A 13,135-nucleotide genomic window follows, 5' to 3' on the forward strand; every position below is an offset into this window, starting at 1 on the left:
CTGAAAAATGAACAATCTTGATTTCAAGGGCCGGGTGGCAATTGTCACGGGCGCGGGACAGGGAATGGGCCGCGAGCATGCAAAGATGCTGGCCTCCCGCGGGGCGCGGGTGGTCGTCAACGACGTCAACGTGGCGAACGCCGACGAGGCCGTGGCCGAAATTACCGAAGCCGGCGGCATCGCAGTGGTTGACAGCAATAACGTCGTCACCAACGCGTCTGACATAGTCCAGACGGCACTGGACTCCTTTGGGCAGCTCGACATTGTCGTGAACAACGCCGGGATCAATGCGTTCGGCCGCTTCTGGGAGATGGAGCCCGAGACGTGGTGGCGCATCTTCGATGTGGCCGTCAAGGGCGTGGTTGGAGTCTCACGTGCTGCCATGCCGCACCTCATTGCCTCAGGCAGTGGCCGGCTTATCAACATCTCGTCGAACGGCGTCATGGGTGTTCCGACTGACTCGGCCTACAACGCTGCCAAGGCCGCGATCTGGGGTCTTGGTATCACCCTCGCGGCGGAGGCTCGTGAGGTGGGAGTTCAAGTCACCACCCTGATGCCGGTTGCCTTGACACCGATGACGGAGGACGCCTTCCCCAATCCCGTCGTCAAGGACGCCATGCGCACCAATGTTCCGGCGAGCTCGGTGTCTGCCTTCGTAACGTGGTTGGCTCACCAGGACACGACAGTATTTGGCGAAACGTTCGAGATCGCCGGAGTTGCAGCCGGTCGCGTGGCCATTGCCGGCATGCCACGAATGAAGGTCGAATCACCTACGCCCGAGAGCTGGGCCGACAGCGGGGAGGCGCTCATGAAGGACGGCGAGCTGCGGGCATTTCGCAACGCGAGCGAGTCGTTCCGCGACCAGATGGTGTTCTTGGCGCCCGAATTGGACACGGTGCTCCCAGTCGACGCAGCGGACGTATCGCGGTAACCGTCGCGGCATCAACCACCACGTAGAGGCAAGATCAAGGCCAAAAATTGGCTCACAAAACAAAACAAGGATTCTCATGAAAATCGGCATTCTAGGAGCAGGATCAATAGGCGCGACACTCGCCCGCAAACTGAGTGGAGCAGGCCATGATGTAAAGGTTGCGAATTCCCGCGGCCCCGAAACCATCAGTTCGGACATTGTGGCAGCGGGTGCCCGGTCAGTAGAAGCAAGCAGCGTTGCTACCGACGTCGACGTCCTCATCACGTCCATCCCGCTCAGCCGGATGCCTGGGGTGAAAACCCTTATCTCCGACCTCCCGGCCGACGCCGTCATCGTCGATACGTCCAACTACTATCCCCTGCGCGATGGGCGGGTGGAAGCCCTGGAAGGCGGGATGGTCGAAAGCGTTTGGATTACCGAGCAGCTCGGGCGCCCGGTTGCCAAGGCCTGGAACGCCATCACAGCGGGGTCCTTCGAGGAGAAGGGACGCGAAGCGGGCGATGCCGAGCGGATCGCCATCCCCGTGGCCGCGGATAGCGATCGCGACAAGGCGGTAGCAATGGCTCTCGTCGAGGAGACCGGGTTTGACGCGGTCGACGCCGGATCCCTGGCGGACTCCTGGCGCCAGCAGCCCGGAGCGCCCGGCTACTGCACCGACCTTACGCGCCACAAGTTACCCAACGCCCTTGCTGCCGCCGAGAAGGCCCGGATCCCACAGCGAAGGGACATCGTGCTTGAGGCCATTACCGAACGCTTCCCGAACTATTCGGATGTCAGCGCCGAGTACATCGTCCGGCTCAACCGGGCCATCTACAGCTAACCAGTGACAATTCGCCGGCGGCCGCGGGGTCAAGGAGCAGAAGTGAACCGCAAGGAAGATATCGTCATCGTGGGGGCTGCCCGGACTCCGCAAGGCCGGTTGATGGGCCAGCTCGCAACGGTGTCCGCCGTCCAGCTCGGCGGCGCTGCAATCGCGGCCGCCCTCGACAGGGCAGGCATCAGTGCTGATGCTGTTGACGCCGTTCTCATGGGACAGGTAATCCAGGCAGGCGCTGGCCAGAACCCTGCACGACAAGCAGCAGTAGCCGGCGGGATACCGCTCAGTGCCCACGCTGTCACCGTTAACAAGGTATGCCTGTCCGGGCTGAGCGCGATCATCGAAGCCAGTCGCCTACTCCAACTCGGAGAAGCGGAAGTGGTCATCGCAGGCGGACAGGAGTCAATGAGCAATGCACCGCATCTGCTTCCGGGTTCGCGCGCCGGGCACTTGTACGGGGATGCCGTGCTGATAGACGCCGCTGCCCGCGACGGATTAACCGATGCCTTCGACCATGAGTCAATGGGCCTCAACACAGATCGTGCCAATGACTTACTCGGTATTGCCCGTGTCCAGCAGGACAAAGCCGCTGCAGACTCCCACCGGCGGGCAGCATCGGCACAGGGTGCAGGCTACTTTGACGCGGAAATTGTCCCGGTCAAAGTGCCGCGTCGTCGGGGAACGGCCGAATTGGCGGGCAGCGACGAAGGCATCCGCCCGGACAGCAATGAGGAGTCCCTCAGCAAACTCCGCTCGGCATTTTCCCCTGGCGGTACCGTAACGGCAGGCAACGCGTCGCCGCTCACTGACGGTGCTGCCGCCGTCGTCCTTACCACGCGCGGCTACGCAGAGGCCCATGGCTTGGAGATCGTGGCGGTACTCGGAGCCCACGGACAGACTGCCGGCCCCGACACATCCCTGCCGGACAAACCAGCCCGGGCCATTTCGAAGGCGCTCGGGGCCTCAGGCTGGACTGTAGAGGAGCTGGACTTCGGGGAGATCAACGAAGCCTTCGCGTCGGTGGCACTCCACTCGGCGGCGCAGCTTGGAGTTGGGATGGACAGGGTCAACGTCAACGGCGGCGCCATCGCTCTCGGACACCCCATCGGCGCCTCCGGGGCACGCGTCGTGGTCTCGGCTGTGTACGAACTCCAGCGCCGCGGAAGGGGCAAGGCTGCCGTGGCACTGTGTGGTGGAGGCGGCCAGGGCGAGGCGCTGCTCCTGTCCCTGAGCTGATCGATGGCTGGAGAATTTGAGCCCCTGAAGGAGGCTGCGACGAACAACGGAAAGATGGCGGATTGGGCCGCTGAACTGGAGCAACTGCGTGTCCTCGTTGCCAAGCAGGAGTTGAACGAGAATATGATCCGCTATTGCCGGGGCATGGACCGCAAGGATCTTGAGCTGATGAAGTCCACCTACTGGCCTGAGGCGACTGAGGATCATGGCATGTACGTAGGCCTGTCCCATGACTTTTGCGACTGGGCGTATTCCATGCGGCGGGAGTCCTCCCACAAGGCCTGCCACTACATCACCAACATACTCATTGAACTGAACGGCAATCAGGCCAAGCGTGAAACGGCGTTTATCTACCTGACTGCGCCGACCCCCGGCGGCCCTACCGACCTGCTTTTTGGCCGATATCGGGATCTCTGCGAGCGGCGCCAGGGGGAGTGGAAGGTGCTCGCGCGGACCTGCGTTTGGGACGGGGCGCAACGACTCGCTCCGCAAGCGGACGTCGCCGAGCTGTTCGGCATCCCGCCCACATCCAACTTCGGCGACCGCTACCCGTTTGACCCGACCTATGCCACGGATTGGGGAAAAGCATCCCCGGTCCAGACTACGAATGCAAAGGAGCATCTCAATGACTAGCGATCGAATCCTCGCTGGAAAGCACGTACTCATCACTGGCGCCGGCCGCGGCCTCGGCGAGGCGTACGCACACGCGGCCGCAGCGGAAGGTGCCCGCGTCGTCGTCTCCGATATTAATGCCGAAAGCGCCCAGGCTGTGGCGGAGTCAATCAACCGGGCGGGCGGCGAAGCAATAGCCGTCGCGGCGGACGTCACCGATTGGGACAGTTGCCAGCGGCTCGTCACTGCTGCGGTAGAACGCTTCGGCAAGCTCGACGGCCTGGTCAACAACGCCGGGTACCTGGAGACGGTGACCGCCGGGCAGGAGACCCAGGAGCACATTCGCCGCCACGTCGACATCAACGTCTGCGGTACCTACTTCATGTCAGTCCACGGCCTCGCCGCCATGGAAGGCCGCGGATCCATCGTCAACGTCACGTCCGGCGCCGTTGCTGGTCTTCGCATGATGAGCGCCTACGCGGCAGCCAAGGCGGCGATCGCCTCCTTGACCTTCGCCTGGGCCACCGAGTTCGGCGCCGAAGGTGGAGACATCCGGGTCAACGCCATGGCGCCCCACGCCGACACGCCGATGATGACCGCAGGGACAGAGGCTTACACGAAGTTCTTCGGCGGCAACCCCGTCGCGCCGCCGCCTTCCACTAACGCTCCAGTGGTGCTCTATCTCCTGTCCGACCTCAGCAAGGGAGTAAACGGCCAGGTAGTCCGCTTTGCGAACGGGCATGACCTGATGCTGCTTTCACACCCCGCTATCGTCGACTCCGCCCTCACCCGCGAGACATGGACGCCGCTTGATGTCAGCGCGGCGTTCGATGACGTGCTGCGCGCCAGGATGCAGCCGTGCGGCCAACTGACGTACATGGATTCCCGCATCACGGAGCCCGAACTGACTGAGTTTGCGGGAGTGAGCCAGTGAACGAGCCGAACAAACCTGCGAAGCGCAGCGTCGACGTCGTGATTATCGGAGCCGGTCCGGTCGGGCTTTCGGCGGCGATCCTCTTGGGACGGTTCGGCGTCGACACGCTCGTGGTCGAGCGACGAACCGAGCGGTCACGCCACCCCAGGTCCCGGGCGGTCAGTTGCCGCACCATGGAGGTGTTCCGCGAACTCGGCCTCGCCAACGACGTGCGGGCAGCGGCGCTTCCCAGCGGACCACGCCGCCTGCTCGGAAGCGATGCCGTATCACTGTGGCGTTCAGTCGTCACCAGCAACGGGAATGCGAATGGACCCTCGGACACCAGCCTCGGCCCGGAGACCCTGGACGTGGTGCTGTGCTCCCAGGACGTCCTTGAGCCCATCCTCGTTGACGCCGCCCAGGCCGAGGACACCGTCACGATCGAGTTCGGCCGGACGGTGTCGACGGTAAACGACACAGGGACAGAGGTCCTTGTGTCGATAGATACTGAGGACGGCCTTGAGCACGTCGCCGCAAAGTACGTCATCGCGGCCGACGGCGCCGCCAGCCAGGTGCGCACGGCCCTGGGGATCGGGACGACCGGCGATCAGGACCTGCAGACGGCGGTGAGCGTCCTGTTCCGTTCGCCTGTCATCCAGCGGCGCACGGGCGACCCATCGAGCTTCATTTATCTTGATAATCCGGACACGATCGGGGCTGTCGTGATTGCTCCCGTGGACGCGACCGACCGGGTGGCGATGCTGGGCCGCCCGCTGGTCATGGACAGAATGCCCTTCGAAGACATCGACTGGACGACGCAAATACGCGACGCCATCGGCGATCCCGACGAGTCGGTCGAGTTAATGGACGCCCGGACCTGGACGGTGGGCGCCTGGGTGGCTGACCGCTACCAGTCCGGCCGGATCCTGCTCGCCGGAGACGCAGTGCACGTCATGCCTCCCTACGGCGGGTTCAACCAAAACACTGGCATCCAGGACGTCCACAACATCGCATGGAAGCTGGCAGCCGTCCTCAAAGGCTGGGCGGATCCTGCCCTCCTGGCCACCTACGAAGCCGAGCGGCGGCCCGTTGCTCTCTTCAACATGGCAGAAGCCGTCCGCAACTTCCGATCCATCGTCGGAAACGCCGATGAAGGCCCCCGCTCCTTCAGGCCGGAAAACTTTGAACACCCCGGCCTGGACATCGGATTCCGCTACGACCGTGGAGCGGTTGCCGGAGCCACTTCGCCCAATGCCGGCTGGCCGGTGGGAACCTTCACCCCAACTGCTGCCGTGGGTGAACGCGCCCCGCATGTCTGGCTCAACGCTGAAGGCACTGTCTCAACACTCGATCTGTTCGGGCATGAACTGACCATCCTCGCGCGCTCCGGCTCGGAGCCTGCAAGGGAGGCAGCACAGCGCGCAGAGAGCCTTGGCATTCCAGGCCGCTCGGTCACCTTCGGGCCCTCCGGGGACTTCATCGCTGCCGAGGCAGAGTGGGCGGCCGCCTACCGTGTAAACGGGGACGAAGCCATCCTCGTGCGGCCTGACGGGCACGTGCTTGCCCGCCTGGACAGCAACGACTCCGGCGCCGTGGACCACGCCCTACTCGCTTACGTCGGGCGCACAACGCCATGATCCCGGCAGAACTCGACCTGCCGCCCCCGGGAGGTTGATGACAGGGCCCGAACACACCGCAAGTCCCGGCGCTATTTTTCGATCTCCACTATTGAGAACTCGCGCTATTTGTATATAGGGTTCATATTACGAGAGTTTGACTAGTGGTCAAACTAGTCGTGGTGTAGCCGCAACTCATTGCTCAATCACAGAAATAAGGAGATTCACGATGGCGTGGATAACGTTCGATGATTACAAGGACAAGTACGAGCACATCAAACTGGAACGTGATGAAGACGGCATTCTGCTTGTCACGTTCCACACGGATGGCAGCGACGTGGTCTGGGGTGTAGGTGTCCATGACAACGTTTCATCGCTCTGGGATGACATCAGCAGGGACCGGGGGAACCGCGTTGTCATCATCACGGGAGCGGGTGACACCTTCATCGACAAGGAAGCCCCGATTGAAAACAAGAACTGGGTCACCCCCGAAATCTGGCTCGGTCTCCATCACGACGCCAAGCGCCTTGTGCTCGGCCACCTCGACATCGAGGTTCCGATGATTGCCGCGGTAAACGGTCCCGCAAGGTACCACAATGAGCAGGCGCTGCTCTGCGACATCGTCATCGCTTCCGAGGATGCCGTATTCGCCGATCATGCACACTTCTCCCAGGGGAACATTCCCGGCGACGGGATGCAGATTATCTGGCCGCTGGTCATCGGTTTGAACCGCGGCCGGTACTTCCACCTCACCGGCCAGGAGATCACTGCACAGCAGGCATACGAATGGGGTGCCGTGAACGAAGTGGTGCCTAAGGATCAGGTAGTCACCAGGGCATATGAACTTGCGCGGATGCTTGCCGCGAAGCCTACGCTGACGCTGCGCTCCACGCGGATGCTGATGGTGAACGAGCTCAAGAAGACCATGAATGACGCGGTCAGCCACGGAATGATGACCGAGGGTCTGGTTGCCATGGGTGAGGGCTGGAACCCGTCTCCGCTCACCGGACCGGAACTGGCTGCGGGCGTCAAAACGCCCGCCTGACGCAAACGGAAGCGCCGACGACTTGAGATGTCGTCGGCGCTTTCTGCTCGGATTGATTGCAACAACTGTCAGGAATAACCGAAGTGGCGGGCCCGGCGGGCCCACTCTGCCGCATCGATTGCTTCCATGATGGGTAGGTAAGCGCCGCCTTCTGCTTCACCCTCGAGTAATTCGCCACGCGCCAGGAGGGACAGATTTTCGCGAAAGCCTGCCACGGCCCCGTTCACTGTGTTGATGACCAGCAGCATCTTCACACCGGCGTTTTCAAGTTCCTGGCGCTCCTCCAGGGTGGGATTCTTCACGGTCACCATGACGTACTTGCCAGGGACGACTGCTGAGAGCTTGGGTAAGTCGAGAAGGGGGTAGCCGCACGGATAGAGCATGTCTGCGCCGGCAGCAGAATAGGCAGCCATGCGTTCAGCGAGATTGTCGAAGCCGAAGCGGCTGGCGTCCGACCGGGCCACGATCACCGTGTCCGGGGACGTCCGAGCTTCCACGCAAGCACGGATGATGTCGCTCATCTCCTCGACGCTGCGAAGCTTGAGTTGCGGTTTCCAGCGCTCCCCGCCGTCTTTGGGCGTCCAGAAGTGCTTCGTTGCGGGCACCATGTCTTCCACGAGCAGGGCTGCGACGCCGGCTTGCTCGGCAAGCTGGACGCCGCGGAATGCTTGAAGTGGTGAACCCCCTGCATCATCGAAGTCAAGAATGAGTGGCAGGTCGGTGACTGCCGTGATGCGCCTGCCGGCCTCGATGAGTTCTCCCTGGGAGATAAAGCCGTTATCCGGCACCCCGTAGTGAAAGTTCGAATAGGTGCCCCCGGCGATGAGCACGACGTCGAAGCCGGCTTGCTCAATCAACTTCGCCGAGAGTGCATCGTAGGCTCCCGGCGCGATGATCATTTTGGAGTCCGCAAGCAGTTCCCGGAGTCTTTGCGCGGGTTTCATGGGCTTTCCCTTCTTTTCGTCGGAGTTTATGGCTACGGCGAGAAAGAGTTTTCGCCGAACGTAGCAATGCTACTATCGTATCACGCTAATAACGTTCACTATTTGAAAACTGTAGCCGACAAAGGAGTCAGCAGCACTGTTGCTCTCTCCTCATCAGTACGCCCCAAAGGATGAATCATGCAACAGACCAAGCCCCAATCGGGGGCAAGCAACAACGTCAGTGAGCCAAGCGTTCACGTCAGCAACTCCGGAGGAGTTCGCGTCATCACTATCACGCGTCCGCACAAGCGCAATGCGATCGACCTGCCCACCGCCTTGGCACTTGCGGTCGCGTTCGATGAATTTGATGCCGATGATTCTGTAAGCGTCGCCATCCTCACTGGTGCTGGCGGATATTTCTCGGCGGGCGCTGACCTCGTATCGGTTGCAGCAGGGGATGTCCCTGTCCTTGAGGGACGCGGGTTCGCCGGCATTACCCGCAGGCCGCCGGTGAAACCTGTCATTGCCGCTGTCGAAGGCTATGCCTACGCAGGGGGATTTGAGCTTGCCCTTGCATGTGATTTGATCGTGGCCAGCTCCACGGCGTCGTTTGCCCTGCCCGAGGTAAAGCGGGGACTTATCGCAGCCGGCGGCGGGCTGCTCCGCTTGCCGGACCGGATGCCGTATCACATCGCGATGGAGCTGGCGCTGCTGGGGGAGCCAATCTCTGCGGCACGCCTCGCCGAGCTCGGTCTTATCAACAGGCTGACGGACCCGGGCAAAGCGCTTGATACCGCGCTGGAACTCGCAGGGAAAATCCAGCTCAATGGACCCGTTGCAATGAAGACTGCCAAGCGCATCATTTCGGAGTCGAGGTATGCGGCGGCGGAGGCGCGCTTCGCTGCTCAAGAAGAAATTGTTGCTCCGTTGCGGAGCGGACCGGAAGCGCGCGAGGGTGCCCTGGCTTTCGTCGAACGGCGCGATCCGGCCTGGGTCGTCGCTGGTCAAGGCAATCAAAGCGACTGAAATACCTAATTTCAAAGTCTGGCGTGGCTTCCTACGTCATTGGCGTTCTATGCCGTGTCGCTGAGGGCCCCCGGGCTCTTAGCGTTATTTCAGAACAAAGGTCGGCTGAAATAACGCAGCACAGACATCAAGCGAACCTCCGGTGGGCTTCCTAAGTTTTACGGGATGCCGTGGCTCTCGGAAGGCCCGACCGCATCGCCGCGGACGGCGGCCCCCGATAGCCGCGGAACCATCGATCGGTACAAAAACATGAAAGGCGAAGGCAACGATGCCCGAAAACCACCAGAAATTGCACTTCGGACCAGCGCGCACAGAACTGCACGTAGGCGTTGATCTCGAGCGGATGCGCCGTGAGCGCGCTGACCGTATGCGGGCACTGATGCGTTCGAAGGGTATACCGGCGCTGCTGCTCACGGGCGCGGACAATGTGCGTTATCTGACGGGTTTTTGGTGGGGAGAATTCTCGCTCCAGGTCGGCTACGCACTGTTCTTCGCAGATGACGAACCCATCGTGTTCGCACCAGCGGGATCCCTCCAGCAAATGCCCGACCAGGCTCCCTGGATCACGCACTGGCGCCCAGCCATCTCCTGGCTTGGCGGTGTGGCGCCCAGTTCTGCGATTGCCGAACTGTCGGCCGTTTTCGCAGCCCAGATTCGCGACGAACTTGCATCACGTTCTCTCGCGGGCGAGCGGCTGGCCGTCAGCGAGATCGATGAGGCCGGTATGAATGCCCTCGCCGATGCAGGCATCGAAACAATCCCGGGGCTCCCACTGCTGCTCGAATGCTCAACGATCAAGACCGCTGATGAAATCTCCTGTATCTCGATGGCGGCGAGCTTGAGCACTGCCGGGTTCGAGGCGACCCGGGCCGCATTGCGGCCCGGGACCAAGCAGGCCCAGATCGCTTTGATGGCCCGTCGCGCGATCGAAGATGCCGGCGCGGAAGTGGGAGCTGCCCGTCTGCTCTCCGGACCACTGTCATTCCCCCGGGGGATCAGCGGTGGAGACCGCATCGTTGAGCATGGCGATCTCGCGTACCTGCTCACCTGCGGAACTTCCTACATGGGGTACACGGCGTGTCTCTACCGCCAGTACGTCGTCGGCCGCGCTCCAACCTCAGCCGAGCGCTCATCCTACACAAAGCTGACGGACCGTCTGGATCTGGCGATGTCGCGCATGAAACCAGGCGCGAGCACAGCTGACGTGGCCGCCGTACTTGCACCCGCGGAAGAGCTGGGCTTTCCATCTGAGGCGGAATGCTTCAGCATCGAGCTTGGGCACGGGATCGGCCTGGTCAACGCAGGGTCGCGGGCAATCCACTACAACCCTCCAACAATCACGCGCTCGTGGTCGCTTGACCATCCTGAGGAGATCAAAGAAGGCATGGTCATTGCCATCGAAGGCATCGAAGGGGAGCACCGCGTCGGAGGTGTCCGCCTTGAGAACCTCGTTGTGGTCACGGCCAAAGGTGCGGAACTGCTTGACCACTACCCGCGCCTGGACATGGTCCAAACCGCCGGGTGAACCATCCAAGCCGACTGCGAAAGCGAAACAGCGAAGGTGGCCATGAACCTGATAGTTGAAAAGCACGTCCCTGTCGCTATGCGCGACGGCGTTACTCTCTCTGGAGATGTGTATCGTCCAGGTGACGGGGAACCCTGCTCGACAGTGCTGATACGGACGCCCTATTGCAAGGATGACCCCGCGCACGCCAATACGTGGATTAACGTCTTGCGCGCTGTGGAAAGCGGATGGGTGGTGGTGGTTCAGGACGTACGGGGCAGGTTCCGAAGCGAGGGCCACTTCGTGCCTTTTGTGAATGAAGCCGACGATGGTGTGGACACTATCCAGTGGGTGCGCGAACAGCCGTGGTCGGACGGCAAAGTGGGTATGGTGGGCGGCTCATACGTGGGCATCAGCCAGTGGTTGGCGGCGGCGAGGAATCCTGAAGGCCTTATTGGTATTGTTCCCGCTGTGACCGCCGACGACGTCCATTCCGGCTGGCTTTACGAGGACGACAACGTCGTGTTGGGATTCCTTGCATACTGGGTATCAATTCTCCTCGCTAGTAGCCAAATGGATGAGAAGAGCCGTCCGCGGATCGCAGCGCTGGAGCGGAGCGTCGCAGAGGGGCGCATCCGCACCTTCCACCAGCTGGTCGAGGAAGCGGGGGAATTCGCACCCTATCTGCGGGACTGGCGGGATCGAAGCCGTTCCCTGGTGGATCCCGAGTTGGCTGGACGCGTTGAGGTGCCCGCCTTCGTCATCGGAGGCTGGTTCGACATTTTCCTTCGAGGAACGGTTGCCAGTTTTGTGCGGCGGGAGGCCGCCGGCACGGGGAATGCCCATGATCGACTCTTGGTTGGGCCATGGGCGCATGGGCTCATGGGCGGCTGGTTCCCGGGCCGATCGTTCGGTCCGGCATCGTCGTTCGATAGCCTCGACCCGACGTCGCTCCAACTCGGCTGGTTGGAGGAAGTGCGTGATGGCCTCTATCGTTCTGACCATCCTGTGAGTGTTTTCTCCATGGGAGCTGATGAATGGCGATGCTTCTCAAGCTGGCCACCTGAAGGCGCCGACCGAGTGCACCTTCGGCTGCGCCCCGGCAACATTGAGCATCCCGCGGCCACTATGGATGCCCGCGCCGGGTTGTCAGTGGATTCCCCCGTCCCGACGATCGGCGGGCGAACCTTTTTCCCTGGCTACAAGGTGGGTGCGAACTCAGGTCCACGCATGTTGGAGGCAATGCATGCGCGGAAGGATGTGCACACCTTCGTTTCGGATCCCCTGGCTGACGATATCGAAATCCTGGGCACTGTCAGTTGCAGACTCGACGTGACCACAGCTGACCCGACGCCGGTCGTCGTTAGGTTGGCGACGCTGGATGGCACCGGTTCCTCGGAGCTGCTCTGCGAGGGGTCGTCCTACATCACCCCGGGCGCTGGAAACGCAGAGTCAATCACCGTGGATCTGGGTTCCACCGCGATCCGGGTGGCGAAAGGAATGCGCCTGTGCGCCTACGTTGCCACATCGGATTTCCCCCGCTTGGAGGACGGACCCCGGACATCCTTGAACGTTTGTGCAGACGAGGGGCCGGTACTGGAACTTGACGTACTACGCCTGGGTTGAGTCGCCTTCTTCATCGTCCAGGCGGCGGGCTTCCATCAGGGCATCGAGGCACCTCTGGAAGTGCTCCTCGTTGGTAAAGCGATGAAGCGGGACCGTAATCGACAAAGCGGTGCGGGGACGCTGCGATCCTTCGAAGATTGGAACTGCCATGCCGCAGACGCCCAGGACGTATTCCTGGTGGTCCAGTGCGTAACCACGCGATCTGGTCAACTCAAGATCGGCCAGAAATTCAGGAAGGGTGGTGATCGTGTGCTCGGTTCGTCGTGCGAGTTCACCGTCTGCGGACCGGACCCGTTCCAGTTGTGATTCCGGACCGAAGGCCAGGAGGGCCTTTCCGGAGGCGCGTGCATGAATGTCGCCGGAAACACCGACCCGGAGGTCCGCCACTCTGACGGCGTGGCTGCCTTCCTCCACGGCGACCACAGTGACGGTGCCTCCCTGCCAGGCAGAAAGGTACGCGCTTTCGCCGGTGGCCTCAACCACCATTTTCAGGAGACTCAGCGCCAGCGGGGAGGGGCGCCAGTCTTCTTCCACGCGCGAACTCAGATCCAGGATTTTCCCGGCAGCGAGTTTGTACGTGCGCTCGTTACGTTCCAGGTAACCGGCATGTACAAGGGTCGCGAGCAAATGCGCCGTCGTCGCAATGTGCAGGTTTACGGCGCTCGCGATGGATTGGGCCCGCATCGGCTCCTTCGACGCCGCAATGACATCAACGATGTTGAGGGCGCGGGCAACCGACTGGACCAAGTCCTTCGGAGCTTCGGTGTCGGTGGCCTTTTTATCGGCTGTCTTAGTTGTACTTGCCATGCGGAAATCATACGCACATGGCGAAAGAAGGGCTACAGCGCCACGAGAAGGGCTCCTGCGTCCAGGGGCACCATTTTAT

General features: G+C 61.9%; 12 protein-coding genes. 10 read left to right on the top strand and 2 right to left on the bottom strand.

The window, feature by feature from the left end:
- The first annotated feature begins 7 nt into the window (after positions 1-7).
- The 7 genes from AB4Z38_RS19640 to AB4Z38_RS19670 all read left to right on the top strand — a co-directional run bounded on the left by AB4Z38_RS19640 (position 8) and on the right by AB4Z38_RS19670 (position 7,170).
- Positions 8-931, top strand: a complete 924-nt coding sequence (locus AB4Z38_RS19640; RefSeq protein WP_441431255.1) for an SDR family NAD(P)-dependent oxidoreductase — start codon at positions 8-10, stop codon at positions 929-931.
- 76 nt (positions 932-1,007) lie between these two features.
- Positions 1,008-1,751, top strand: coding sequence for an NADPH-dependent F420 reductase (locus tag AB4Z38_RS19645; protein WP_441431256.1), 744 nt, complete (start codon positions 1,008-1,010; stop codon positions 1,749-1,751).
- A gap of 42 nt (positions 1,752-1,793) precedes the next feature.
- The gene (locus tag AB4Z38_RS19650; RefSeq protein WP_441431257.1) at positions 1,794-2,984 is read left to right on the top strand and encodes an acetyl-CoA C-acetyltransferase; all 1,191 of its coding nucleotides are present in this window, start codon (positions 1,794-1,796) and stop codon (positions 2,982-2,984) included.
- Positions 2,985-3,038: 54 nt separating this feature from the next.
- Positions 3,039-3,617, top strand: a complete 579-nt coding sequence (locus AB4Z38_RS19655; protein WP_441431258.1) for a nuclear transport factor 2 family protein — start codon at positions 3,039-3,041, stop codon at positions 3,615-3,617.
- Positions 3,610-4,530 carry an SDR family NAD(P)-dependent oxidoreductase gene (locus tag AB4Z38_RS19660; protein WP_441431259.1) on the top strand — a complete coding sequence of 307 codons (921 nt, stop codon included), beginning with the start codon at positions 3,610-3,612 and terminating at the stop codon, positions 4,528-4,530. Before AB4Z38_RS19655 ends, AB4Z38_RS19660 begins: the two co-directional genes overlap by 8 nt.
- Positions 4,527-6,146 (top strand): FAD-dependent monooxygenase, encoded by a 1,620-nt coding sequence (locus AB4Z38_RS19665; protein ID WP_441431260.1) that lies wholly within the window; start codon positions 4,527-4,529, stop codon positions 6,144-6,146. The genes AB4Z38_RS19660 and AB4Z38_RS19665 overlap by 4 nt, the downstream gene beginning before the upstream one ends.
- A gap of 208 nt (positions 6,147-6,354) precedes the next feature.
- Entirely contained in the window at positions 6,355-7,170 is an 816-nt protein-coding gene (locus AB4Z38_RS19670; protein ID WP_441431261.1) for an enoyl-CoA hydratase/isomerase family protein, read from the top strand.
- Between the two features lie 68 nt (positions 7,171-7,238).
- Here the strand turns inward: AB4Z38_RS19670 and AB4Z38_RS19675 are convergent, their stop codons facing one another.
- A complete protein-coding gene (locus AB4Z38_RS19675) occupies positions 7,239-8,114 on the bottom strand; it encodes an isocitrate lyase/PEP mutase family protein (protein ID WP_441431262.1) in 876 nt (291 codons plus the stop codon).
- 177 nt (positions 8,115-8,291) lie between these two features.
- Here AB4Z38_RS19675 and AB4Z38_RS19680 point away from each other — a divergent pair, with 177 nt between their 5' ends.
- The 3 genes from AB4Z38_RS19680 to AB4Z38_RS19690 all read left to right on the top strand — a co-directional run bounded on the left by AB4Z38_RS19680 (position 8,292) and on the right by AB4Z38_RS19690 (position 12,249).
- Positions 8,292-9,119 (top strand): crotonase/enoyl-CoA hydratase family protein, encoded by an 828-nt coding sequence (locus tag AB4Z38_RS19680; protein ID WP_441431263.1) that lies wholly within the window; start codon positions 8,292-8,294, stop codon positions 9,117-9,119.
- A 268-nt stretch (positions 9,120-9,387) separates the two neighbouring features.
- Complete coding sequence (locus tag AB4Z38_RS19685) at positions 9,388-10,644, top strand: M24 family metallopeptidase (RefSeq protein ID WP_441431264.1); 1,257 nt, start codon at positions 9,388-9,390, stop codon at positions 10,642-10,644.
- Positions 10,645-10,722: 78 nt separating this feature from the next.
- Positions 10,723-12,249 carry a CocE/NonD family hydrolase gene (locus tag AB4Z38_RS19690; RefSeq protein WP_441431284.1) on the top strand — a complete coding sequence of 509 codons (1,527 nt, stop codon included), beginning with the start codon at positions 10,723-10,725 and terminating at the stop codon, positions 12,247-12,249.
- Here the strand turns inward: AB4Z38_RS19690 and AB4Z38_RS19695 are convergent.
- Positions 12,235-13,056: an IclR family transcriptional regulator gene (locus AB4Z38_RS19695; RefSeq protein ID WP_441431265.1), complete on the bottom strand. Its 822-nt coding sequence runs from the start codon at positions 13,054-13,056 to the stop codon at positions 12,235-12,237. The genes AB4Z38_RS19690 and AB4Z38_RS19695 overlap by 15 nt on opposite strands.
- Between the last annotated feature and the right edge of the window lie 79 nt (positions 13,057-13,135).

The organism is Arthrobacter sp. 2RAF6 (genome assembly GCF_052115205.1).
GTDB lineage: Bacteria > Actinomycetota > Actinomycetes > Actinomycetales > Micrococcaceae > Arthrobacter.